Annotated in this window: 20 protein-coding genes; 8 read left to right on the top strand and 12 right to left on the bottom strand. The window is 71.1% G+C overall.

Annotated features, from left to right (window positions below; translation table 11 throughout):
* Nucleotides 1-84: 84 nt before the first annotated feature.
* Together BMW88_RS39305 and BMW88_RS39300 are read right to left on the bottom strand one after the other, a co-directional pair.
* The gene (locus tag BMW88_RS39305; protein ID WP_089961854.1) at nt 85-1,179 is read right to left on the bottom strand and encodes a hypothetical protein; all 1,095 of its coding nucleotides are present in this window, start codon (nt 1,177-1,179) and stop codon (nt 85-87) included.
* On the bottom strand, nt 1,179-2,411 hold the full coding sequence (locus tag BMW88_RS39300) for a nucleotide sugar dehydrogenase (RefSeq protein ID WP_177221654.1): 1,233 nt from the start codon (nt 2,409-2,411) through the stop codon (nt 1,179-1,181). Before BMW88_RS39300 ends, BMW88_RS39305 begins: the two co-directional genes overlap by 1 nt.
* A gap of 269 nt (nt 2,412-2,680) precedes the next feature.
* Here BMW88_RS39300 and BMW88_RS39295 point away from each other — a divergent pair, with 269 nt between their 5' ends.
* Together BMW88_RS39295 and BMW88_RS42570 are read left to right on the top strand one after the other, a co-directional pair.
* Complete coding sequence (locus BMW88_RS39295) at nt 2,681-5,629, top strand: AfsR/SARP family transcriptional regulator (RefSeq protein WP_143116487.1); 2,949 nt, start codon at nt 2,681-2,683, stop codon at nt 5,627-5,629.
* A 207-nt stretch (nt 5,630-5,836) separates the two neighbouring features.
* Entirely contained in the window at nt 5,837-5,980 is a 144-nt protein-coding gene (locus BMW88_RS42570) for a hypothetical protein (protein WP_177221653.1), read from the top strand.
* A gap of 232 nt (nt 5,981-6,212) precedes the next feature.
* On the opposite strand, the gene BMW88_RS39290 is transcribed toward BMW88_RS42570, so the two are convergent.
* The 3 genes from BMW88_RS39290 to BMW88_RS39280 all read right to left on the bottom strand — a co-directional run bounded on the left by BMW88_RS39290 (nt 6,213) and on the right by BMW88_RS39280 (nt 9,813).
* A complete protein-coding gene (locus BMW88_RS39290) occupies nt 6,213-8,603 on the bottom strand; it encodes a type 2 lanthipeptide synthetase LanM family protein (RefSeq protein WP_089961844.1) in 2,391 nt (796 codons plus the stop codon).
* A 76-nt stretch (nt 8,604-8,679) separates the two neighbouring features.
* Nucleotides 8,680-9,351, bottom strand: coding sequence for a GNAT family N-acetyltransferase (locus BMW88_RS39285; RefSeq protein WP_089961831.1), 672 nt, complete (start codon nt 9,349-9,351; stop codon nt 8,680-8,682).
* Between the two features lie 78 nt (nt 9,352-9,429).
* Nucleotides 9,430-9,813 (bottom strand): hypothetical protein, encoded by a 384-nt coding sequence (locus tag BMW88_RS39280; RefSeq protein WP_089961828.1) that lies wholly within the window; start codon nt 9,811-9,813, stop codon nt 9,430-9,432.
* A 75-nt stretch (nt 9,814-9,888) separates the two neighbouring features.
* On the opposite strand from BMW88_RS39280, the gene BMW88_RS39275 reads away from it, so the two are divergent.
* Both BMW88_RS39275 and BMW88_RS39270 read left to right on the top strand, forming a co-directional pair.
* Complete coding sequence (locus BMW88_RS39275; RefSeq protein ID WP_089961826.1) at nt 9,889-10,698, top strand: alpha/beta fold hydrolase; 810 nt, start codon at nt 9,889-9,891, stop codon at nt 10,696-10,698.
* Nucleotides 10,695-11,870 carry a PP2C family protein-serine/threonine phosphatase gene (locus tag BMW88_RS39270; RefSeq protein WP_089961822.1) on the top strand — a complete coding sequence of 392 codons (1,176 nt, stop codon included), beginning with the start codon at nt 10,695-10,697 and terminating at the stop codon, nt 11,868-11,870. The genes BMW88_RS39275 and BMW88_RS39270 overlap by 4 nt, the downstream gene beginning before the upstream one ends.
* On the opposite strand, the gene BMW88_RS39265 is transcribed toward BMW88_RS39270, so the two are convergent.
* On the bottom strand, nt 11,848-12,603 hold the full coding sequence (locus BMW88_RS39265) for an SDR family oxidoreductase (RefSeq protein ID WP_089961819.1): 756 nt from the start codon (nt 12,601-12,603) through the stop codon (nt 11,848-11,850). The genes BMW88_RS39270 and BMW88_RS39265 overlap by 23 nt on opposite strands.
* A 99-nt stretch (nt 12,604-12,702) precedes the next feature.
* Between BMW88_RS39265 and BMW88_RS39260 the strand changes: the two genes are divergently transcribed.
* Nucleotides 12,703-13,542: a helix-turn-helix transcriptional regulator gene (locus tag BMW88_RS39260; RefSeq protein WP_089961815.1), complete on the top strand. Its 840-nt coding sequence runs from the start codon at nt 12,703-12,705 to the stop codon at nt 13,540-13,542.
* Here BMW88_RS39260 and BMW88_RS39255 read toward each other — a convergent pair.
* The 3 genes from BMW88_RS39255 to BMW88_RS39245 all read right to left on the bottom strand — a co-directional run bounded on the left by BMW88_RS39255 (nt 13,535) and on the right by BMW88_RS39245 (nt 17,202).
* Nucleotides 13,535-14,011 (bottom strand): GNAT family N-acetyltransferase, encoded by a 477-nt coding sequence (locus tag BMW88_RS39255; RefSeq protein WP_245778371.1) that lies wholly within the window; start codon nt 14,009-14,011, stop codon nt 13,535-13,537. The genes BMW88_RS39260 and BMW88_RS39255 overlap by 8 nt on opposite strands.
* A 111-nt stretch (nt 14,012-14,122) precedes the next feature.
* A complete protein-coding gene (locus tag BMW88_RS39250; protein ID WP_089961812.1) occupies nt 14,123-15,535 on the bottom strand; it encodes an ATP-binding protein in 1,413 nt (470 codons plus the stop codon).
* Entirely contained in the window at nt 15,535-17,202 is a 1,668-nt protein-coding gene (locus BMW88_RS39245) for an NAD(P)/FAD-dependent oxidoreductase (RefSeq protein ID WP_089961808.1), read from the bottom strand. The genes BMW88_RS39250 and BMW88_RS39245 overlap by 1 nt, the downstream gene beginning before the upstream one ends.
* A gap of 56 nt (nt 17,203-17,258) precedes the next feature.
* Between BMW88_RS39245 and BMW88_RS39240 the strand changes: the two genes are divergently transcribed.
* Entirely contained in the window at nt 17,259-17,522 is a 264-nt protein-coding gene (locus BMW88_RS39240) for a UBP-type zinc finger domain-containing protein (protein ID WP_177221652.1), read from the top strand.
* An 87-nt stretch (nt 17,523-17,609) separates the two neighbouring features.
* Here BMW88_RS39240 and BMW88_RS39235 read toward each other — a convergent pair whose 3' ends face one another.
* The gene (locus BMW88_RS39235; protein ID WP_089961801.1) at nt 17,610-19,571 is read right to left on the bottom strand and encodes an ABC transporter ATP-binding protein; all 1,962 of its coding nucleotides are present in this window, start codon (nt 19,569-19,571) and stop codon (nt 17,610-17,612) included.
* Nucleotides 19,568-20,158 carry a TetR/AcrR family transcriptional regulator gene (locus tag BMW88_RS39230; protein ID WP_089961800.1) on the bottom strand — a complete coding sequence of 197 codons (591 nt, stop codon included), beginning with the start codon at nt 20,156-20,158 and terminating at the stop codon, nt 19,568-19,570. Before BMW88_RS39230 ends, BMW88_RS39235 begins: the two co-directional genes overlap by 4 nt.
* A 572-nt stretch (nt 20,159-20,730) precedes the next feature.
* On the opposite strand from BMW88_RS39230, the gene BMW88_RS39225 reads away from it, so the two are divergent.
* Complete coding sequence (locus BMW88_RS39225; protein ID WP_089961798.1) at nt 20,731-21,876, top strand: chymotrypsin family serine protease; 1,146 nt, start codon at nt 20,731-20,733, stop codon at nt 21,874-21,876.
* Nucleotides 21,877-21,985: 109 nt separating this feature from the next.
* Here the strand turns inward: BMW88_RS39225 and BMW88_RS39220 are convergent, their stop codons facing one another.
* Nucleotides 21,986-23,479 carry an amidohydrolase family protein gene (locus BMW88_RS39220; protein ID WP_089961935.1) on the bottom strand — a complete coding sequence of 498 codons (1,494 nt, stop codon included), beginning with the start codon at nt 23,477-23,479 and terminating at the stop codon, nt 21,986-21,988.
* A gap of 186 nt (nt 23,480-23,665) precedes the next feature.
* Between BMW88_RS39220 and BMW88_RS39215 the strand changes: the two genes are divergently transcribed.
* Nucleotides 23,666-24,240 (top strand): fasciclin domain-containing protein (locus BMW88_RS39215; RefSeq protein ID WP_143116486.1); only part of this gene is annotated, 575 nt, incomplete at its 3' end.

The raw sequence follows: 24,240 nt of genomic DNA, 5'->3' as shown, positions 1-24,240 counted from the left end.
ACCAGCACGTCCGCGAGGTTGCGCCACCTCCTTGCCGCGCGGCTGATCTCCACCACCAAGAGGCCGGCCACGCGCGTGACGCCGTCAGACATGGTGCACCGGAACCGGTTCGGCGCGGCAGTCCCGTGCGGGCTCGGGCAGGTCGAGCAGCCGGTACATCGTCCTGCGCAACACGGCGGCCGCCTCGCCCTGCCGGGAGCTGATCGTCAGCGAGACCTGCCGCGCCTGTGCCGCGACGGGTGCGCTGATGTCGAGCCGCGGAGCTTGCCGCGCCAGCCGGTCCGCGAAGCTGCCGGGCCGGACGGGCGGCGTGCCGGCGAGGACGACCGGGATGCCGAGAGCCCCCGCGTACTGGGTGACCGAGCCGTGGTCGCCCACGACGGCGTCGCTCGCGACCACCACCGCACGCCAGCCTTCCTGCGGTGGCACGATGATCAGTCCAGGGCAGTCGGCGAGCCACGCGCGGACCTGCCACACGCCGTGCACCTGCCAGATGTTCGGGTGGAGGACCGCCGCGGTCCGGCCCGCGCGGGACAGCGTGCGGTACAGGGAGATCCGGCTGCCGAACGTGGACCCCGGCGACCAGGTCGAGCTGATCGTCACGAGCGTGTCGCCCGGGTCGATGCCCGCGGCGGCTCGGTAGCGGGCGCGGAACGGCAGGCTCGCGCGGAGCCGGTCGAGGCAGACGTCACCGGCGAGCACCGCGTTCGGAACGGCTTCGGGACACGCGTCGGCCAGCAGCGCGAGCTCGTCCTCGTGGGCCAGGACGATCGCGTCCGGCACGACCCGTCCGGCACGGGTGAGCGACGCCCGGTCGAGACCGTGCCCGTGCAGCCTCCTGGACTTCGCCGCGCTCGCCCCGTGCGGCAGCACCATGATGGGACCGTGGAGCAGGTCGATGCCCTGCCTGCTCGCGGCGAGCACCAGGTCGAACCGGTGCCGCAGCGCGTACGCCCAGGCGATCACCCGAACACCTTGGGCCTGCAAGAACTCCTCGGTGCCGGGCGGGGACTCCGGCGGCACCGTGCCGACGACCTGCACCCGCGGATCTCCCGCCAGCAGGGGCAGCACGTCCATGAGACGAGTGCCCGCCACCAGGTGCGGCACCGGCACCAGCACCTGGCGGCATTCCGGCACGGTGACCCGCCTCGCGGCGCCGAGCCCGAACGGCTCCCACATCACACGACCTCGACCGGGTCACCCGACGAGCAGTCGAAGACCGGCACGTCGTCGCGTCGCACCGGCTCGTGCGCCGCGTGCTTCGTCATGACCAGCACGATGTCGGCGGGTGCCCCAACCGGCTGGGAGGTGAGCGTGCTGCCGTCGTCGAGCACCAGGGTCGGCACGTACGGGTCGTGGTAGGCCACGTCCGCCTCAGCGGCCAGCTCGTTGATCACCCGCACCGCGGCGGACTGCCGGACGTTCGCCGTGTCCGGCTTGTAGGTCACACCTGCGACGAGCACTCTGCTGCGCCGCAACGGCGGCAGCCCGCGCGCGGCGAGCGCCTCCCGGACCCGGTGCACGGTGTGCGCGGGCATCGCGTTGTTGACCGCGATCGCCGCCTCGACCACCGGCGAGTGCAACCCGTGCCGGCGCGCGCTGGCCGTGAAGAACCCGGCCGACACGGGGATGCAGTCACCGCCCGCGCCGGGACCGGGCCGGTGCCGCAGGAACCCGTACGGCTTGCTGCCCGCTGCCTCCAGCACCTCGCCGACGTCGACCCGCTGAGCCCGGCACAACGCCGCGAGCTCGTTGGCGAGCGAGATGTTCACCATCCGGAACGTGTTCTCGAAGATCTTCACCAGCTCGGCGGCCCTCGGTGAGCTGACGGCCACCACCCGGTGCGCCACCCGGCTCACGAACCGCACCGCCAGCTCGGTGCACCGCGGCGTGTACCCCGCGACCACCCGCGGCACGGTGTCAACGGCGACGTTGCCGGGATCCGTGCGCACCGGTGAGTGCGCGAGGTGGAAGTCCAGCCCCGCGCACAGCCCCGACACCGCCGAGATGCGCGGCAGGAGCACCTCTTCAACCGTCCCCGGCGAGCACGTGCTCTGCACGACGACCAACGCACCGGGCCGCATCGCCTTCGCCACGTCGTCCGCCGCCCGCGTCAGCAGCGACACGTCCAGCCTGCCGTGGCGGTCCGCAGGCGTCGGCACGCACAACACGTAAACGCCGGCGTGCGGGATGCCGTCGGCGTTGTGCCGCAACGAAAGGCGCGCACTGGCGATGGCCGCGTCCAGCTCCTGCTCCGCGACCGTCCCGAGCCCGCACCCAGGCCGTCGCCCGGCGATCTCCCGCACCCGCTCCGCACTGGCGTCGACCCCGAGAACGGCCATCCCCGCCCGCGCCGCCGCAACGGCCGTGGGAAGTCCGGTGAAGCCGAGTCCGACAACAACGATGTCCACAACGCACCTCCGTTTGGTTTGTGGACACCAAGGTGCGGTGCGACTCTGCTCGAATCCCTTTCCGTGTCGCCGAACTTCGCTGAACGCGCAGGTGAGGAGGCGAGGTGCCGAAATCGGGGAACCGCTTTCCAAGCGTGCTGGACTGATTCCGGTTTCAGCGGCCTTTCAGTAGTCCGATCGGGCCTCGAATTCGCAACATCGCTGGAAAGCCCGCCGGGTTGGGAGGAGACTGCTCGCGGGAGAGATGCACCTGGCGAGGGGTGGCGCGGGTGGAGATCGCATTCAGGATTCTCGGGCGCACGAGCCTGAGGACGGCGGACGGCTTCGTCGTGAACTGGGGGAAGCCGAAGGAGCGTGCGGTTCTCGCCGTTCTGCTGTTCCACGCCGGCAGGCCGGTGTCGGTGCGCACACTCGTGAACTGGGTGTGGTCCGACGAGGGCCCGAGCAATCCGCAGTCGACCTTGCAGACGCACATCGCGAGGATCAGGTCGGCGCTGCACGACGCCGGTCTCCCGGGCGTGATCACCAATGTGGAACGTGAATACCGGCTGGAGGTGGACCGCTCGCTGATCGACTTTTTTGCTTCCTCCGAACTGGCCAGGAAAGCGAAAAGCGCGGCACTTCAAGCATCGCCGGACGTCGAACAGGCGTGCGCGCTGTACGAAGAAGCGATCAGCTTGTGGATCGGTGAACCGCTCGCTGATCTTGAGAGCGATCTCGCATGCGACCGGCGCCGGGTCGTGGTCCGTGACCACTACCTCCCGGTGATGAACGGGCTGTTGTACAGCCTGGGCAAACTGCACCGCTACGAGGAGATGCTGGCCCACCTCAACGAGATCCAGCCGGAACACGACCTCGACGTGATGCTGGCCAGACACCGCCTTGTGGCGCTCTACGGCCTGCGCAAGCGTGTCGAGGCCGTGAGCTACTACGTGGACGTCCGGCGCCGGATCCAAGCCGAGCTCGCCGACGGCTCCGAGAAGGAGCTCTGGACGCTTCACGAAGAGCTGCGCCAGCAACACGCTCAACGCGCGGTGTCAGTGCAGCCGGGCCCGCGTCCGCAGTACCTGCCGCACAGCGTCGACGCGTTCACCGGGCACACAGACCTGTTGGCGGAACTGAGCAATCTCGTCCTGCCGCACCCATCACCCAAGCTGATCTCGCTGGATGGGCCGCCGGGCGTGGGCAAAACGACACTGGCCGTGCATTGGGCGTCGTCGGTGCGAGAACGGTTCCCGGATGGCTATTGGTTCGCCTCGCTCGACGGTGTGGCACACGGTCCACGGGTCGAGGCGGCCCAGGTGGTGAAGGACCTCCTGGCCGAGTTCGGTGTCGCGGCCGACGCGATCCCGTCGCTGGAAGCCCGCACGGCCCGGCTGCGTGAGCTGCTCGCGAACCGCCGAATGCTCGTGGTTCTGGACAATGTCGAAGACACGGACCATGTGCGCTCGTTGTTGCCGGCGCTGTCGAACTGCGTTGTGCTGATGACGAGTCGGACCCGGCTGAGCGAGCTCGCGGTCCGCCACCGCGCTCGCTGCCTGACCGTGGAACCTCTCGGCCGAGACGACACCGTCGCCTGGCTGGGGCATCGGCTCGGCCGGCGCGCCGATCCGGCTGTGGTGGGCCGGCTCGCGGAGCTGGCCGGCGGCATGCCTCTCGCCATGGCGTTGATCGGTGAGCAGGTGGCGGCGCAACCGGGTCGCTCGATCGACGACGTCGTCCGGGTGCTGGCGTCGGGCCGTGCGCTGCTGTCGCTGGGAGATGGGTCATCGTGCAGTATCCGTACGGCGTTCGAGCTGTCGTACCGGAACCTGAGCGCTGAGCAGAAGAGGTTGTTCCGCTTGCTGGGCCTGCACCCGGTGCGCGAAGTGTCGTTGGACATCGTCGCGGCGCTTGCCGGAGTCGAGCGCGAGGAAGCGCGTCAACTCGTCGACTCGCTGGTGTGGACCAGGTTGGTCGACGCCACGGATGGCGACCGCTATCGAATGCACGACCTGTTGCGCCAGTACGCCGCTGAGTGCGCCGAGCGCGACGAAGGACCGGCGGAGCGCGCGTCCGCGGTGCACCGGCTGATCAGCTGGTACATGGGTACCGTTCACAACGCGGATCGGCGAGTGGTCGGCTTCCGTGAAGAAGTGCCGATGTTGCCGCTGCCTCCCGGGGTGCGTCCGCGCGATTTCGTCGACGAGGACGACGTGGCGCGGTGGTGCCTGGAGGAAGAGAACGCACTCGTGGCGGTCATCCAGCACGTTGCCGGTCCGGAGCACGTCTGGCGGCTGGCGAACGCGGTGGGCGAGCTGCTGTTGCGGTACTCGCGTACGGACTCCGTGATCGCCGTGATGGAGGCGGGCGCCGCCGCCGCGCGGATGTGCGGTGAGATCAGTGAGCTGGTCGACACTTTACAAAATTTGGGTTTTGTCCATTTGAACGCGCGGTACGACCATCAGACGGCCGAGCGCTGCATCCGGGAAGCGAGGGAGATCTTCGGCGATCGTGACGACCCGGAGACGCTCGCCGTGCTCTTGCGCAACGAGGCGTCATGCCTGCGCGGAGCGCACAACGTGCCGCGCGCGGTGGAACTCTACGAACAGGCCCTTGCCTTGGCGGTCACGGACGACACCAGAGCCGGAATTCTGCACCGGCTCGGCGAGGTGTGCGGTCGTGGCGGCCGGCTCGACGAGGCGGCCGCGTACCTCTACGAAGGGCTGCACGTCAGGGAAAAGCTCGCCGACACCAAGGGGCAGGGCGACAGTCGCTTGGCGCTCGCGCAGCTCGCCTACGACCTGGGTGACTCGTTAAGCGCATCAGGTAGCGCGCACCTGGCGGCGGGCCTGTTCCAGCAAGCGCACTACCGCCCAGGTGAGGCTTCTGCTCTGACGCTCCTCGGGGCGGTCACCAGGGATCGCGGCGATCTCGACACCGCCAGGCACTACGCGACTCGTGCGATCGAGTTGGCTCGCGGTGACCGCCGGCGTGAAGGCGAGGCGCACGACCTGCTCGGGCAGGTCGAATGGAAGGCGGGGGAGCTCGACGTGGCCGTCGAGCAGTGGGAGATGGCTTTCGCGGCCTTCCGCGACATCGGAGATGACAGAGCAGACGCGATCGCCGCCCACTTGGATGAACTCGGCAGTTTCGGGCAACCAGCCGTGCCGCAGTCGCGTCCTGAATACAAGACCGGTAGTCAGGAGCGCAGCGAAATACTTCGCGACTTGGAATGACCACTCACTGACTTGAGTGTCATTCGAAGTGGTGGTGATTGTGTCGAAAATGGGCAAAGTAATCGCATGTCGTCACCGCCTGTCCGTGCGTGACCTGGTTAATCGATTTCACAGGTGCGCCGTCGTTGCTTAGGGTGACCTGACTTCGGATGCCTCTCAGCTTGTGAAAGGATCTTGGCGTCGGGGCAGACCGCAACAGGAAGGTAAATGAAAAATATTCAGGTCGCCGCGTACGCGGCGACGTACAGCCTGTTGGCGGCTGCGGCACTGGCCGCAGCCGCCGAACAGCCGACCTTGGGCTATGACGTTGTCGGACTCGTTCTCAGCCTCTGGTCCATGAAGTTCGGGTGATGCTCCTGGCCGCCGCCTCACCGCGGCGGCTGGGACGACCCGCTCCATCCCCCCGGCTCCGTTCATCGGGCCGGGGGACTTTTATGTTACGAGCCGGTGCCGCTGCGTAACGGTGTTTCGCCGAGATTTACCTGGATCGGGGGAACCTTGGCTATTAAGAAGTTCTATCGCACCGAAAAGGCGAGATCGTCAGTTGAACAGTTGTCCCCAGCCCTCCGGCGTCCCACGAGGATCAGGCTGACGGCTCGAAGAGCAGGACGGACGGTGTGCGCTCCGGGAACCCCAGCCGCAGCAGACCGAGGCCGATCCCGGCGAGCCCGGTGAGCAGCCCCGGCGTCGGCACCGAGTCCGGCGTGACGCAGCGCGGCCCGTCGCGCCGCAACATGGTCAGCACCGCGCCCGCACAGCGCTGCCTCGCGGCGGCGGACCACCCGGACACCGACACGTCCGCACGGCCGAGCTCGCCGTGGCACAGGGACAAGTCGTCGGTCCAGGAGGAGACGCCGTGCCGGCACCACCGCGCGGGGCCGGTCGGTCCGGACGGGTGGCGCTCGGCCAGGTCCAGGGCCTCCTCGCAGCCGACCTCCGCGTCGATGGCGCGCATCGCCGGGGCCAGGCCGTGTTCGGGCGCGAACTCCGCCGCCTCCGCTGCCAGCCGGACGGTCGTGCGGGCCCAGCGGGCGATCTCCGGGTCGTCGAGCAGCGTGGCGGTCCTGGCGAGGGCGTAGCCGATTCCGGCGAACCCGGTCAGGCCGCCGGAGCCGACCTCGGCGATCAAGTCCTCGTTGTGGCGCAGTGCCGCCAACAGTTCCGGCACCGCGGTCAGCGTTCGTCGCGCCACGTCGGTGTAGCGGTGCTCCTCGCTGATGTGGCCTATCTGTGCGAGGAACAGCGCTACGCCGGTGTAGCCGTGCGCCAGTCCTGCGCTCATCGGCAGTACCAGCCACCGGGTGTCCTCGACCGGTTCGAGGCCGATCCAGTTGACCCGCTCGGTGCCGTACCCGCTCGCGACGATCCGGTCGGCGACCGCGCGTGCGGCGGACAACATCCCGGCGGTGTCGACGGCGTGCTGCCGGGTTTGGCCGGGGTCGCGGGCGGTCAGCCGGCGGGTCGCCAGCGAGGCGGCGATCACCCATTCCTGGGCGGCGCGGTCCGCCTCGTCGAAGGCGGCGAGGCACGTGAGCGCGTCGCCGAGTCCTGACGTGGCGAACACGCCGGAAAGATTTCCCTTGGCGGACAAGAGGTCGTGGCCGTCGGCGCGGGCGGTGAACAACGGGACGTCACTCGTGTCCAGCTCGGCGGCTTCGAGGGCGGCCAGACCGGGCAGGGCGTCGGGGGCGCACGCCGCTTCGAGGGCGTGGAGCCGGGTCTCGGCGTCGTGCACGAACCCGTGCCGGCTCGCGGTGTCGAGGAGCTGGACGTACCGGGCTGTCGGCCGGGGCTTCACCCGCACGGGCATCGAGGCGCACGCGGTGAGCGCGTCGGCGAACTCGGCTTTGTGGCGGGAGATCGCGTCGTAGGCGCGCCGGAAGCCGGACAGCACCGCGTCCGCGTGGTCGGCGGCCTCGACCGGCCGGCCCCGCCAGGTCGGGCGGTGGGCGGTGTGGGGGATCGTCTCGGGCCTCAGGACGGCGCGCATGCCGTCGGTGCCCGCGTCGAGCCATTCCCTGGTGGTGTCCGTGGTTTCCTGGCCGGCGTCGCCACCGGCGGCGGAGATGTCGACGAGGCCGTGGCGGCCGGCGCCGGCGGGGAGGATGCCGGTGCGCGCGACGGAACGGCCGAGCGCCTCGGCGGCGGGGTCGGACCCGTCGCCCTGGAGGTGTGGCTGGAACAGGGTTTCCACGTCGGCCAGCAGCGGCTGTGCGGCCCGGGCGATCACGTTGCGGTGGTTCATGTCGGTGGCGCGCAGCAGGTGCAGCACCGCGAGCAGGCCACCCAGCCGCAGGAAGTACGCGTGGGCGGCACCGGCGGGCAGCGGCGCGGGCTCGATGTGCTCGGTCCAGCCGTAGCCGTTGCCCGGCACCGCCTTCACGGTCGCGAGCCCGAGGTCCGCCAGACCGTTGACCCGCTCGACCAGGCGAGCCAGCGCCTGGTGGCCGGCGACGCCGCGGGGCTTGTGCACCACGCGTTGGCCGTCGGCCAGCCCCAGGACCGTGGTGGCGCGCCCGCCCCGGTGCCGGTCGCCGGACACGACCGCGACGAGCGGGGCGGTGCCGGTGAGCAGCGTGCCGGTGAGGCGGTCCCGGTCGGCCGCGTAGCGGGTGGCGATCTCGGTCACGGACTCGACCGCGGTGTCGCGTTCGCGGTCCAGCTCCCGGACGAGCACGGGGTAGTCCCGGAAGTGGCGGCGGGTGAGGAAGTCCGCGAAGCGTTCGTGCTCGTCGGAGCCCCGCAGCCCGGTGGCCCGGGAGAGCTCGTGCACGAGCACCGGTGTCACGAGGCGGGTGAGGCGCCGGGTGAGGTGGGCGGCGGCGGAGGCGATCAGCGCGGACGGGTCGACGGCCGCTCCGGGCAGTGGGGCCAGCGTGACGCGCAGACGCGCGCCGGCCTCGTCGGCCCACGGGATGACGACGTGCGCGAACACGTCCGCGTGAGCGGGCGTGACGCGGCAGGCGTACTCCATGACATGCAGCGTGCCAGGATGTTACCGGCGGGTCAGGTGTGGAACGTCACGGCCTGAGAACACCTGTTCCGGGTGCTCACGCCTCCGGCGGCGTCAGGACCTGGAGATCGGTGCTCAGCCGCAGCCGGAAGCCCAGCTTCTCGTACAGCCGGACGGCCCCGGTGTTGGATGCGAGCACGTGCAGGAACGTCGTCTCGCCGCGCTCGCGGATCCCGTGCGCGACAGCCAGCAGCAGCCGCGTGCCCAGGCCCTCGCCGCGGGCGTCCGGGTGCGTGCAGACGGCGCTGACCTCGGTGTGGCCCGGCACCCGCAGCCGTTCCCCGGCCATCGCCACCAGCCTGCCGCCGCGCCGGATGCCCAGGTAGGTGCCCATCTCGATGGTGCGCGGCAGGAACGGTCCCGGCTCGGTGAGCGCGGTCAGGGCGAGCATGTCCGGCACGTCGGCCGCGGTGAGCACGACGGCCTCCTCGTCCGGCGCGGCGGCGATGCCGTCGTCCACGAACTGCAGCAGGCCGAGCCGTGCGGCGACCTGCCAGCCGACCGGTGGCCGCAGGTCGCCGGTCACCGTGGCCAGCCGGGTGAGCGCGGCGAGGTCCGCCCAGTCGGAGTCGCGCGGGTCGTCCGGCAGCGCCGTGAACGGTGACATGTCCGGCGGGTAGCGGAGGGTGTCGCCCCTGCGTTCGGCCAGGTGCGCGTGCGGTCCGGTCAGCGCGGAACGGATGGGGGAGTCGAGCGGGTGTGGCGTCACGCGTCCATCTTCGCCAGCGGGTCCAGTGGCGGACCATCCCGGCTTGGTGGCCGTGGACTCGCCGCTGGGGACGGGGGGTCAGGCGCGTGCGGGGCTCACGACGCGGCGCCGGCGTCCGGCGAAGCGGGCCGCGCCGACACCGGCCACCCCGGCCCATCCCGCGAGCACCGCCGCCCAGGTCGGTTCCCAGCCCGTCTGGCCGAGCCGCAGCGCCCAGCTGACCCCGAAGAGCACGAGGACGAACGCGACGCCGAGGTCGCGGCCCGTGGTGCCCACCGGTTCGCCGAAGATCCGGTCGAGCCACTCGGCGGCCGCCACCGCGACGCCCAGGAGCAGGCCCGCGGCGATGAGGTGCCACGCGGCCGTCGCGGCGCTCGCGTTGCCGGTGAGCAGGTGCAGGGCGTCGAGTCCGGCCGCGGTGGTCAGCAGCACGAGGGGGAGCACGGTCAGACGACGCAGCATGGCGGTGTTCCTTCCACTGAGAAGCTGCGGCTCAGGTACCCGCACCGGGGGCCGATCACACCGCAACCGCCTAGCATGTGTCCAGTGGACGTGGTGCGCAGGAACAACGTGGTCCTGACCGGGAACGAGACCGGACCGGCCGTGGTGCTCGCGCACGGCTTCGGCTGCGACCAGAACCTGTGGCGCGGCGTCGTCCCCGCGCTGGCCGAGCAGTGCCGGGTGGTGCTGTTCGACCACACCGGCTGCGGGCGCTCGGACGTCTCCGCCTGGTCCGCCGAGCGCTACAGCACGCTCGACGCCTACGCGGGCGACGTCCTCGACATCTGCCGGGAGCTCGGCCTGCGGGACGTCGTGCTGGTCGGCCACTCGGTGAGCGCGATGGTGGCGGTGCTGGCGGCCGCGGAGGAACCGGACCGGTTCGCCGGGCTGGTGCTGCTCACGCCGTCGCCGTGCTACGTGGACGACGACGGCTACCGCGGCGGGTTCAGCCGCGAGGACATCGACGAGCTGCTCGTCGCGCTCGAGTCCAACTACCTGGGCTGGTCGGCGGTGATGGCGCCGGTCATCGTCGACAACCCCGACCGGCCGGAGCTGGCCGAGGAGCTGCGGAACAGCTTCTGCCGCACCGACCCGGAGATCGCGCGGGTGTTCGCCAGAGCGACGTTCCTCTCGGACAACCGGGAGGACCTCGGCAAGGTGACCGTGCCGACGCTGGTGGTCCAGTGCGCCGTCGACGCCATCGCGCCGCCCGAGGTCGGCCGGTTCACGCACGAGCGCATCGCCGGCAGCCGGCTGGTCACCCTGGACGCGATCGGGCACTGCCCGCAGCTCAGCGCTCCGGAGGCCACCGCGGCGGCGATCCTGGACTTCGTGCGGGAGCTATGACGGAGGCGGCGTTCGCGGCGCTGCTGGAGTCCAACGCCGAGGACCTCTACGACAACGCTCCGTGCGGCTACGTGTCGACGTTGCTCGACGGCACGATCGTGAAGATCAACGCGACGCTGCGCGGCTGGCTCGGGTACGACGACGAGGAGCTGGTCGGCCGCCGCCGGTTCCCCGATCTGCTGACGGTCGGCGGCCGGGTGTACTACGAGACGCACTTCGCGCCGTTGCTGCACATGCAGGGCTCGCTCGGCGGGGTCGCCCTGGAGCTGAGGGCGGCGGACGGCACGAGGCTGCCGGTGCTGCTCACCTCGGTGGTGAAGACCGGCCCCGACGTGCGGCTCATCCGCACGACGGTGTTCGACGCGAGCGACCGCCGCGCGTACGAGGAGGAGCTGCTGCGCGCCCGCCAGAAGGCCGAGCGGGAACGCGACAGGGCTCAGGAGCTGGCGAGGACGTTGCAGCGGACGCTGCTGCCGCCGACGCTCGCGGAGGTGCCGGGGGTGGAGGTTGACGCGTACTACCACCCGGCCTCGCTCGACCAGGTCGGTGGCGACTTCTACGACCTGTTCCCGCTCAGCGGCGGGGCGTGGGGCTTCTTCCTCGGCGACGTCTCGGGCAAGGGCGCGGACGCGGCGGTGGTCACGTCGCTCGCCCGGTACACCCTGCGCGCGGCGGCGGTGCACGAGACGGAGCCGGTCGGCGTGCTGAACCACCTCAACACCGTGCTGACCGGCACCAGTCCCCGGTTCCTCACCGTCCTGTGCGGCCGCATCAGGCCCACGGCCGAGGGCGCCTCGGTCGTGCTGGCCAACGGCGGGCACACCCCGCCGGTGCTGATCCGCGCCGACGGCACCGCCTCGCTGCTGCACCTGCCGGACGGGCAACTGGTCGGGATGCTGCCGAACGCCCGCTTCTCCGCCGCCGAGGTGCACCTGGAACCGGGGGACACGCTGCTGCTGTACACCGACGGTGTCACGGAGGCGCGGATCGACGGGAACACCCGCTACAGCGAAGAGGCCCTGTGCGACGAGCTGAGCGGCTTGGCCCCGGCCGGCGCGCCGGCCGTGATCGAGGCGGTGACGCGGTTGCTGACCAGGCTGGGCGCCGGGGTCGAGGACGACACCGCCCTGCTCGCGCTCGGCATCCCGGTCAGTGCGGGTCGCTCGCGTTGAGCACCGCCACCACCTTCTCGTAGTCGCCGCGCGCCTCGGCGTAGCGCAGGAACTTCACGCGCTCGACCTGGATCTCGGCGACGTCGGGCCGGGCCTCGATGATGCCCATGACCTCGGCGACGTACTCGTCGAGCGGCATGGCGTGCTCGTTGTCGGCCTGGCCGGGCAGCAGATCGGTCTGCACCGACGGCGGCTCCAGCTCGACGACCCGCACGGACGTGTCCGCGAGCTGCAGCCGCAGCGTCTCGCTGAGCATGTGGATGGCGGCCTTGGAGGCGTTGTAGCTCGGCGTCACCTTCAGCGGCGCGAAGGCCAGACCGGAGGAGACCGTCATGATCGTGGCGTCCGGCCGGGTCCTGAGGTGCTCCACGAACGCGGCGATCAGCCGGATCGGGCCGAGGACGTTGGTGGTGATGGTGTCCTCGGCCGACTCGAGGAACGCGGGGCTGTGCCAGTCCTCCGTGCGCATGATCCCGGCCATGGTGATCAGCACGTTCAGCTCGGGGAAGCGGGCGAGCACGTCCGCGGCCGCGGCCTGGATGCTGCCGGCGTCGGCGGTGTCGATCCGGACGGTCCCGACACCGGGGTGCTCGGCGGCGATCTTCTCGAGCAGGTCGGTGCGCCGGCCGCCGATGACCACGGTGTTGCCGCGCTCCCGCAGAGCGAGGGCGAGCGCCAGGCCGATGCCGCTGGTGGCGCCGGGGATGAAGACGGTGTTTCCGGTGATGTCCATGCACCCAGCTTCCACCGGCGCCTCGAACCGCGGCAGAGAGCCGTTGTCGGGGGATCGGCAATCCCTGGTTCACCCCGGTCCGCGCCGCATACTGGGCTCATGGATCGGGTGGAGCTCGCGGCCTTCCTGCGCCGCCGCCGGGAGGAGCTGCGGCCGGAGGACGTCGGCCTGCCCGCGGGCGCGCGCCGGCGGGCGCCGGGCTTGCGGCGCGAGGAGGTCGCGTCGCTCGCGGCGATGTCCACGGACTACTACACGCGGCTGGAACAGCGACGCGGCCCGCAGCCCAGCGAGCAGATGCTGACCTCGCTCGCCCGCGCGTTGCGGTTGAACGACGACGAGCGGGACTACCTGTTCCGCGTGGCCGGCCGCAACGCCCCGTCGCCGCGGGCCACCGGCACGCACGTCGCGCCCGCGTTGCAGCGGGTGCTGGACCGGCTCGCCGACACGCCCGCGCTGATCCTGTCCAGCCTCGGCGAGGTGCTCGTGCAGAACAGGTACGCCGAGGCCCTCTACGGCGACAGCTCGCACTTCACGGGCCTCGCGCGCAGCGGCATCTACCGCTGGTTCACCGACCCCGGCGAACGGCTCGTCTACCGCGAGCGCGACCGCGAACGGCAAAGCCGCGCCCAGGTGGCGAACCTGCGCGCCGCCTACGCCGCGATGGGTCCGCGTTCGCGGGCCGGGGAGCTGGTCCGCGTGCTGCGGCGGGAGAGCGCCGAGTTCGCCGAGCTGTGGGAACGGCACGAGGTCGCGAAGCGGTACGAGGACCACAAGGTGCTCGTCCACCCGCAGCTCGGCGAGATCGAGGTCGACTGCCAGGCGCTGTTCACCGAGGACCAGTCGCAGGCGCTGCTCGTGCTGACCGCACCGCCGCGCACGGAGGCGTTCGAGAAGCTGCAGCTGCTCGGCGTGCTGGGCACCGAGAAGTTCGTCAGCTGAGCAGCAGGACGGTCTCCTCGATCTCGGTGCCGCGCGCCGCGGCGTAGGAGACCTCGGTCCCGACAACCTGGAAGCCCGCCCTGGTCAGCACGCGCGCCGAGGCCGCGTTGTCGGCGGCGACGCGGGCGTGCACGGGCCGTTCGGGAACGAGCTCGAGCAGCAGCGCCACCGCACGCCCGGCCACGCCCTGGCCCCAGACCGCGCGGTCGACCCAGTAGGTGATCTCGGTGTCGCCGTCCACGACGAACCTCGCGATGCTGCCCACCACCCGGCCGTCGCCGAGGATCACCAGGTTGATGACCTCGGGGTTGGACCGCACCCGGCGCATGTGCGCGTCGAACGCCTCGCGGTCGCCGGGGTCCTCCGCGGTGAACGCGGCCATCCACACCGACTCCGGGTCGCGCATGAACTCGAACACCGTGTCGAGGTCGGCGTCCTCGACGCCTCGCAGAGCCACTTCGCGGATCATCGCGCCAGCCCTTCCGCCCACCGCCCGGTGAGAACCGCCAACGCTAGCCGATCCTCCCTCACCGCTGGCGCCGAACAGCGAGATCCGTCCGCACCACGAGCGCGAGGCCTCTCACGGTCCTGCTGGCTCCAACGGCAGGAAGACCTGGAACCGCGTGTCACCCGGCATCGACTCCACCCGGATGGCGCCGTGGTGCTTGTTGACCACGATCCGCCACGAGATCTCCAGCCCGAGCCCGGTGCCCTCGCCCACCGGCTTGGTCGTGAAGAACGGCTCGAAGATCCGGCTCCGCACCTCCGCCGGGATCCCGTGGCCGGTGTCGCCGATCTCCACCACGAGGTGCTTGTCCTGCCTGGAGGTCCGCACGGTCAACGTGCCCGACCCGCCCATCGCGGCCAGCGCGTTGTCGATCATGTTCATCCACACCTGGTTGAGCTCACCGGCGTAGGCGGGGATGCCGGGCAGCATCCGGTCGTAGTCCCTGACCACCCGCACGTCCGCGAGCTTCCCGCCGAGCATGACCAAGGTGGAGTCGAGCAGCTCGTGCACGTCGACCACCTGGAACGGCGCGCGGTCCATCTGCGAGTACTGCTTGGCCGCACCGACCAGGCCGGACACCCTGGTGACGGCGTCCTCGATCTCGTCCATCAGCATCTCGGTCTCGACCGAGTACCTGAGCCAGTGCACGGCGGGGCCCGTGACCGCTCCCGGGCACGACGCGAGCGAGCTCTCCAGCCACTCGACGTCCAGCCCGGCCGCCACCAGCACGGGTGCGACGTCCCAGCCGCCCTCGACTCCGTGGTCGTCGAGCCAGCCGGCGACGTCGTCCTCCGCGTCGCTGGTCTCCAATGGGCTGAGCTTCGGTGCCCTGGCGACCCGGTCGACCGCCTTCTCCTGGAGTTCGACCAGAGCCGGCAGCACGGCCGGGTCGATCGTCCCCTGCGCCAGCAGGGAGAGCTTGTGCCGCATTCCCGCGACCCGCTCGCGCAGCGTCGCGGTCGCCCGCACGGCGGCCGCCGCGGGGTTGTTGAGCTCGTGGGTGAGACCCGCGGACAGTGCGCCGAGCGCGGTGAGCCGCTCGTGCTGGCCCACCGCCGCCTGGGTGTTGTGCATGCCCCAGAACAGGCCTTCCAGCAGGTGCATCGCCATCGGGAACCACGCGCGGACCATCGGGCCGAACTCGTCGGCGTCGAACTGCAGCATCGACGTGGCGGTGATCGACTCGACGGTCATCCGGTAGGTCGGCTGGTCGAGCTCCAGGTAGGCCTGGGTGGCGCCGAAGTAGGAGCCGCGCAGGCTGCTGCGGCTCACCTCGACGCGCCGGCCGCCGATGTTGCGGCACAGGGCGACAGTTCCTTCGAGCAGCACGAAGAAGCACGTCGCCGGCTCGCCTTCGGTGAGCACGGCCGTGTCCGCCTCGCGGGTCTCGACGTGGCCGTGCTCGGCCAGCCAGTCGAGCTGCTCCTGGTCGAGCTTCTCGAACAGGAACAGCTCGCGCAGCTCGGCCGCGGTGAGCCTGCGCATCACGACCTCGCCAGGTAGCGGTGGACCAGCGTGACCGCCATCGCGCCCTCACCGACCGCGGACGCGACTCGCTTCACCGACTCCGCTCGGACGTCACCCGCGACGAACACCCCGGGCACGTTCGTCTCCAGGTGGTACGGCGCCCGTTCGAGGTCCCACCCCGCAGGCGAGCCGCCGAGGTCGGGCCCGGTGACGAGGAACCCGTGCCCGTCCCTTTCCAGCGTGCCGTCCAGCCAGTCCGTGCGCGGGGCGGCGCCGATGAACGCGAACAACCAGCTCGCCTGAACGGTCGTCGTCTCGCCGGTCTCGTTGTTCAGCAACGTCAAGGTCTCGAGGTGGTCCTCGCCCGTGCCGCCGCGGACCTCGGTGCGCGTGCGCACCTCCACGTTCGGGATCGCCGCGAGCTGGTCGACGAGGTACCGGGACATCGACTGCTCCAGCGAGTCACCCCGCACCAGGACCACCACCCTGCGCGCGTGCCCGGAGAAGTAGACCGCCGCCTGGCCGGCGGAGTTCGCGCCGCCGACCACGTAGACGTCCTGGCCGGCGCAGTTCGGGCCCTCGGTGGTCGAAGCGCCGTAGTACACGCCCCGCCCGGTCAGCTCGCTGAGTCCTGGCGCGTCGAGCAGCCGGTACGACACGCCGGTGGCGAGGATGACGGTGTGGGCGGCGAGCTCGGTGCCGTCGCCGAACCGCACGACGCGCGCGGCACCCCGGCGTTCCAGGGCGACGACGTCGCGGGTGGTGAGCAGTTCCACCCCGAACTTGACCGCCTGCCTCCTGGCGCGCTCGGTCAGCTGCCCGCCGGACACCCCGTCGGGGAAGCCCAGGTAGTTCTCGATGCGGCTGCTGGTCCCCGCCTGGCCGCCCGTCGCGATCCGTTCGACCAGGACGGTCCGCAGCCCCTCCGAGCCGCCGTACACCGCGGCGCCGAGTCCGGCGGGCCCGCCACCCACGACGATCAGGTCGTAGAAGTCGGCCGACGGCTGCGTGCTCAGGCCCACCTCGGCGGCGAGCTCGGTGTCGGACGGGTCGACGAGCGCCTTGCCCTCGGCCGTGATCACGACGGGCAGGGTCGTCCCGTCCTGGTGCGCCGCGGTGAGCAGGCAGCGCGCCTCCGGCTCGTCGAGCGCGTGCCAGCGGAACGGAACGCTGTTGCGCGCCAGGAAGTCGCGCACCTCGTAGGACCGCGGCGACCAGCGGTGCCCGACCACCCGCACCCGTTGCGGCGGCTGTCGGTCGCTCACGGCCCAGGCGCGCAGCTGCTCGTCGAGCACCGGGTAGAGGTTCTGCTCCGGCGGGTCCCACGGCTTGAGCAGGTAGTGGTCGAGGTCCACGACGTTGATCGCCTGGATCGCGGCGTCGGTGTCGGCGTAGGCGGTGAGCAGCACCCGGCGCGCCTGGGGGAACACGTCCATGGCCTGTTCGAGGAACTCGATGCCGTTCATCTGCGGCATCCGGTGGTCGGCGAGCAGTGCCGCGACCTCCTCGCCGCGCAGCTTGATCTCGTGCAGGGCTTCGAGCGCCTGCGCCCCGGACTCCGCCCGCACGATGCGGTACTGCTCGCCGTACATCCGGCGCAGGTCGCGCGCCACCGCCCGCGACACGGCGGGGTCGTCGTCCACCGTGAGAATGGAAGGCCGCGCGACGCGGTCGCCAGTCGTCATGGGCCTAGTCAAACACCCGGACTTCTCACCGCTGACGAGCGAGGTACCGTCTGGCCGTGACCACCACCTGTGCACATGTCACCGAACTGGGCGCCGAACCCCAGCCGAGCACGCTCGAGGGGTGCGAGGACTGCCTCGCCACCGGCAGCAGGTGGGTGCACCTGCGCCTGTGCCTGGGGTGCGGCAAGGTCGCCTGCTGCGACTCGTCGCCCGCCAGGCACGCCTCGAAGCACTTCGCCGACGAGGGGCACCCGATCGTCCGCTCGTTCGAGCCGGGGGAGACCTGGCGCTGGTGCTTCGTGGACAACACGCTCGTGTGATCTTCGAGTGCGCGGGCCGGTGCCGGCGGGAGCTCCGCGGACCGGTCCTCATCGGACACCGGCCGGCGCCACGTCAGGCTGACCGGCTCAGCCGGGCACCTCGTCCAGGTACGCCTGAGCCTGCAGCGTGAACAGTTCGGCGTACCCGGCCTTGGCCGCCATCAGCTCCTCGTGCGTCCCGTACTCGGCGACCCTCCCGTGCTCCAGCAGCAGGATCCGCTCCGCCTGCCGCACGGTCGAGAACCGGTGCGAGATGTAGAGCGTCGTCCGGCCTTGCGACAGCTCCCGCAGCCGTGCGAACAGGTCGTGCTCGGCCCGCGCGTCCAGTGCCGACGTCGGTTCGTCGAGCACCAGGATCGGTGCCTCCCGGTGGAACGCCCTGGCCAGCGCGATCTTCTGCCACTCGCCGCCCGAGAGGCTGACGCCCTGGTCGAACCAGCGGCCGAGCGGGCTGTCGTAACCGCGGGGCAGCCGCTCGATCCGCTCGTCCGCGCCGGCGCGGCGTGCCGACGCCTCGACGTGCGGCCGGTCCTCGAGCCGCGTCAGGTCGCCGAGGCCGATGTTCTCCGCGGCTGTGCCCTGGTACGTCACGTAGTCCTGGAACATCGCGCTGATCCGCGTGCGCAGCGCGACGGGGTCGTACTCGCGGATGTCGACGCCGTCGAGCAGGATGCGGCCGCCGGTCGGGTCGTAGAGCCGGCAGAGCAGCTTGAACAACGTGGACTTGCCCGCGCCGTTGCGGCCCACCACCGCCACCGTCTCGCCGGGCCGGATCTCGAAGCTCACGTCGTCCAGTGCGGGCTCCGCGGCGCCGGGGTACTGGAAGGTCACCGAGTCGAACTCGATGTGCCCCTCCACGGTGGACGGCATCGGCCGCGGGGACGCCGGCGCCGTGATCTCCGGCTTCGTGTCCAGGAACCGGTAGAGCGTGTCGAGGTAGAGGTTGTTCTCGTACATCCCCGAGAACGCCGTGAACAACCCGGACACCGACGTCTGCACGGACGCCGCCGCGGCCGTGTACAGCGCCAGGTCGCCCAGCGTGAGCCGGCCGCCGACCGCTTCCAACGCGATGTACAACGTGATCGCCGACCCCGCGAGCGTGCTGAACAGCCCCCAGGACGTCGAGCTGACGTTGCGGTTGATCGTCAGCTTCCGCTGCCGCTCGTAGGAGACGGTGCCGAGCCGGCGGAACCGGTCGACGAAGTACGGGCCGAGCCCGAACAGCTTCGTCTCCTTGGCGTAGGTGTCCGTGGTGACCAGGGAGGACAGGTAGTCCATCCGCCGCTTGATCGGCGACATCATGAAGGTCAGCCAGAACGCGCGCGAGCCGTACCTCGACTGCGAGATGAACGCCGGGATCGGCGCCACCAGGGCGACGAGGGCCAGCAGCGGGCTGATCGACACGAGCAGCGCGACCATGCTGCCGAACGTGATCAGCGTCCGCAGGAGCCCCAGCGCGGAGCTCATCATCGACAGCGGCCGCGTCGGCGCTTCCTGCGCGGCCTGGCGCAGCACGTCGTACGACGCCGAGCCCTCGAAGTACGCGAGGTGCAGTTCGCTGGCGTGCGCCATCACCCGGTGGCGGATCGTCAGCGTCATGCGTTCCTGCAGCAGCGACTGCGCGATCGACGTCAGCGCGCTGCTGATCGCGGTCGCGGCGAGCACGCCGAACTGGAGGAACGCGACGTTCACGATGTCGGCCGTGGTGCCCGTGCGCTGGATCGCCGCGACGACGGAGTCCAGCAGCAGCTTCGCGATGTACGCGGTCGCCGTCGGCAGGAGACCCGACAGAAGCGTGATCAGCACCAGGAGGACGGTCAGCACCGGGCTGGCCTGCCACGTCAGCTTCGCGACCTTCGGCAGGCCGCGGACGGTGCCCGCCACGGACGTCCTCGCCCGCCTCAGCCGGGAGCGCAGGTCCTTCGGCTGGTCTTCCTGCTCCGGTTCGGGGATGTCGACGGGGCCGGTGAGCCCGCTGTCCGGCACCGTCGTGGGGCGCCGCCGGCGGCCGCGCCGGCCCGGCACGAACTCCCCGTCGCCCGGGATCATCCGGCCTCCACGGCGCCGTGCAGGAAGAAGTCGACCACCTGGCGCGTGGTGGGCGTCTCGACATCCGGCGCCAGCCGGCGGCCGCCGACCAACAGGGTCACGAAGAGGGCGGCGAGCTGCTCGGGCGGCAGCCGCAGGCGATCCTCGTCCGGCCTGAACAGCTCGACCACTGCCGCTCGGATGGCGGCCATCGACTCGCGGCGCCCGCCCTTCCGGGTGCGGCTCTGGTTCTGGAGGCGGTGCCCGGTGTCGTGGTGCCCGGCCCGGCCGGACGCGTGCAGCGCGCTCATCAGGGCGCCCATCCGCTCGAGGTGCGCGCCGAGCGCGTCGGCGGCCTCGACGAGCCGGTCTGCCAGAGGCAGGTCGGCGGGGATCCCGGCGATCGCGTCCAGCACGTGATCGGGCTTCAGCGCCTCGGCCGTGCAGGCGTCGAACAGCTCGTCCTTGTCCTTGAACGCGCGGAAGACGGTGCCCTCGCCGATGCCGGCGGCGCGGGCGATCTGGCTGCTCGTCACGGTGGTGCCGTGCTCCACCAGGAGCGGCAGCACCGCGTGCACGATCATGGCGCGCCGGTCCTCGGCGCTCATGCCCGGCGCTCGTCGCCGTGTTCCGGATGCCGGTGTCATGGGCCCATACTGCGGAGTGAGTGCTCACTCCGTCAATCGGGCGTGAACGTGACCTGTGTCAGCGCTGAGTACGTGTGTGATGACCGTGATCAACCGCAGTTCGCGGCACGGACGCCTGGCAAGGCCCTTCCCGCCGGTACCGAGATCTCCTTCACGGCGGTGGACTCTGCCGTTGTCGGCCGAGCCGGCGACAAGCCCGCGGCGAAGTGACGGACGACCACCGGGCGCGGGCGTGACAACGTTGTAGCTACTCCTTTCGGCTGCGGCTCGGCTGGGCAGAAGCGCGGTTGACGCACGCGAACGCGGTTGAGATGGTCTGAACCAGTACTCATCCCGTTTCCGTGTGAGCGCTCTCATCCGCCGAACCGGACGTGCCCCGGCGGTCGGTCCCCGACGTTCGCGAGGAGGCGGCATGGCCGGATGACAACGTTGCCAACGCCAGGTGCGGCTGCGGCCTGACCCCGCTCCGCACCTGGTTCCCGGTTTCGCAGTGCTGCCGCGGCAGCCGACTCCCACCCTGCAGGAGAGACACCGTGAAGAAGACCAGGCGAACAACGTCATTGACCGCTGCGGTGCTGTGCGCCGCGGCAGTCGTCATCGCACCCGTGGGGCCGGGGGCCCACGCGGAGTCCGGCGCGTCGGCGGCGGTCGACCGGTCCCGCGCCCAGCGGCCGTTGGTGGAGGCCGCGGAAGCGATCCGCGCCGAGGTGGAGAAGACCGCCAGCCCTGGCTACGCCGGCATCGTGCTGGGCGAACACCGGGTGACGGTGTGGTGGAAGGGAGCCGTGCCGAAGGCGGTCGCCGCGGTCGTCGACCGCCAGTCCCGCCGGGTGCCGGTCGAGGTGGCTGCCGCCGCGCACTCGCAGGCCGAGCTCGCCGCCGCGGCGGCGAGGATCGAGGCTTGGCTGGACGCCAACCCGGACAGCGGGTTCCACGGCGTCAAGAGCCCTGGCGACGGCAGCGGTCTCGTCCTCGCCGCGCATCCCACTGCCGGGGTCAGGGCGAGCGCGTCGCTGACCGCTCTGACCGGCCAGGTGGACGTCCAGCTCAGCGTCCGCCACGAGGAACCGATGCGGGAGGTGTCGCGGCAGGACGATTCCGCGCCGTGGTGGGGCGGTGCGCGGACCTGGAACCAGACCGCGAGCACCCTGTGCACCTCGGGGTTCGGCATGCGGGATGCGGCCAACCGGCGGTACCTGCTCACCGCCGAGCACTGCGGGCAGGTGGGTCACCGCATCGCCGACGGCAAGGGCGAGTTCATCGGCTCCGTGAGCGCGGGCCACGACGACCACGACATCGGCCTGATCCCGGCCAACAGCGAGAACCGGATGTACACCGGCGGCGGGGACAGCAACACCGGGGCCGCCGTGGTCGGCTGGGGTCACGTGTTCGTCGGCCAGTACCTGTGCCAGTCCGGCGTCACCAGCGCCGCGGAGACCGGCGGTCCGGTGTGCAACCTGAAGGTCATCTTCTTCTGGCAGGACCGCGAGGACCTGGTCGAGGCCGAGCAGGTCCAGGGGCAGACCGCCGCGCGCGGCGGCGACAGCGGCGGTTCGGTCTACTCCAGCGCGCCGGGCGGGGTCGTCGCGAACGGCACGGTGACGCGCGCCGGTGGGGCACGGCTGGGCTTCCAGGACTTCGCCACCGCCAGCCGCGACTTCGGCGTCACCATTCCCTGACGCCGGAGTTCGAGGGAGTGGGCCGGCGCACTCGTGCCGACCCACTCCCCGTCGGCTGCCTGGCTCGACCAGGAGACCTCACCCGTGCGGCCGTGGCGGCCTCCACACGTCAGTGCACGCAGCACCCCAGCGGTGTCACCGGTGCCTCCATCGGCTCTCGCGCGGCGGCCTCGATCTCCGCCAGCACCCGCGTCCGCTCCGCCGGACCGAGGTAGCGGCCACGGCTCACCACGGCGTGGATGCGGCCGACGTTCGTGATGTCCGCCAACGGGTTCCCGTTCAGCACCACCAGGTCCGCCTGCTTGCCGGGGGTGACCGTGCCCGTGTCGCGCTCGAGCCCGAGGCAGCGGGCGGCTTCACCGGTCGCCGCCCGCAGCGCCGCCATCGGCGGGAGACCGGCCTGCACGAGCAATGCCAGCTCGTCGTGCAGCGAGAAACCGGGGAAGACGTAGGCGAAGCCCGCGTCCGTGCCGGCGACGACACCGACACCGGCCTCGTGCATCGTGCGGAGCAACCGCATCCGCGCGTCGCCGAACCTGCGCAGCTCGGCCACTTCCTCGGGTGTGCGGCTCGGACGGCCGGACATGATCGTCTGCCATTGCGCGTGCAGGCCCGTCGGGATGTAGCGCAACCGTTCCAGCGCCGTCGGGTCGCTCACGATGCTCTCGGGAGAGCGGGACATGTTGCGTTCGACGAACAGCGTCGGGGACTGCCACGTGCCGTGCCGCTTCATCTCCGCGAACAGCGCTTGAGCGCGAGCAGGGGAGTGGGTGGCGACGGCGGCTCGTTCGATCCTGCCGGCCTGCCGGGCCCACCAGTCCGGGTCCGCCGGGTCGTCGGGCAGGGCGCGCAGCCGGGCGTAGAGCGCGTCGGCGTTGTCCGAAGTGGACGTGAACAGGTTGTAGAGGTGTTCGTGCGTGTGCTGGGCGAGCGCGTCCTGCACCGGTACGCGGGCGGGCACGTGGCCCGCGAACCGGATCCGCAACCGGCGTGCCTCGTCGGCGATGGCGGCGTGGCACTCCGGGGACAGGAACGAGTAGACCTTCACGAAGTCCGCTCCACCGTCCTTCGCGCGGCGGACCGCGGCACGAGCCTCCGCCGGGGTGCGCACGACGTCCGTGCCGGGCCAGACGGAGCCGGGGCCGTCGACGATCGCGCTCGCGATGACCATGCGCGGGCCGAGCACCTCGCCGGACTCGATGCGCCGGCGCGTGGCGTGCGTCTCGGGCATGCCCCACATCTCGCGGACACCGGTGACGCCCTGGACGACGTGCAGCGGCGCGATCGTGTTCTCGTAGAACGTCGAATGGGTGTGCAGGTCCCACAGTCCCGGAATGACGTACTTCCCGGTGAGGTCGAGCACCCGCACGCCGCGCGGCACGTCACGATGTCCGCCGGCGGCCAGGACGCGGTCTCCGGCCAGCACGATGGTCGCGTCGCGCACGGGCGGGCGACCGGTGCCGTCGATGAGAGTCGCCCCTCGCAGCACCGTCACGCCACCTCCCGCGGCAGCGGCGGGATGTCCCGCGGCTCCCAGCGCGACCGCCCCGAGCGCACCTTTCCCCAGCCAGGACAACACGTCCCGGCGCGCCACATCCCCCACCACGCCACCCTTCCCTCGAAGTCCCCTGGAAGCCACCGTAGAGATCCGCGAGGACCGGAGCAGTAGGGCTGACCCGACTGTTCGCGGGGTCTTGGGTAACGGGTTGGTAACCAGACCCGTCCGTTCCCCGGGGGGTGACGAATCACGGGCAACAACTGCTCGTCCACTCCTGGGAGATGTCTCGTCATGAACAAGACCGTCCGCAACACCGTTCTCGCCACCGGCGCCGTCTCGCTCGCCCTGTTCGGCGCGGCGTGCGGTTCGGGTGACATGGCCGGCAGTGGCAGTTCGAGCACCGCGCCCGCCGCGCCCATGTCGGCGTCGTCGATGGCGCCGTCGTCGTCGTCGATGGCCGGTCCGGCCGGTGCCCTCGTCGGCCCCGGCTGTGCCGACTACGCCAAGCAGGTTCCGTCCGGTGCGGGGTCGGTGTCGGGCATGGCCGCCGACCCGGTGGCCGTGGCCGCGAGCAACAACCCGCTGCTCACGACGCTGGTCAGTGCCGTGTCCGGGAAGCTGAACCCGAAGGTGAACCTGGTCTCGACCCTCAACGGTGCCGAGTTCACGGTCTTCGCGCCGGTCGACTCGGCGTTCGCGAAGATCGACGCCGCGACGATCGAGAAGCTCAAGACCGACGACGCGCTGCTGACCAAGATCCTGACCTACCACGTCGTGCCCGGCCAGATCGCCCCGGACAAGATCGCCGGTGACCAGAAGACCGTGCAGACCGGCACCGTGAAGGTCTCCGGCTCCGGCGACGCGCT

The sequence above is a fragment of the Lentzea xinjiangensis genome (genome assembly GCF_900110955.1).
Taxonomy (GTDB): domain Bacteria; phylum Actinomycetota; class Actinomycetes; order Mycobacteriales; family Pseudonocardiaceae; genus Lentzea; species Lentzea xinjiangensis.
This window is presented reverse-complemented; position numbering and strand designations above follow the sequence as displayed.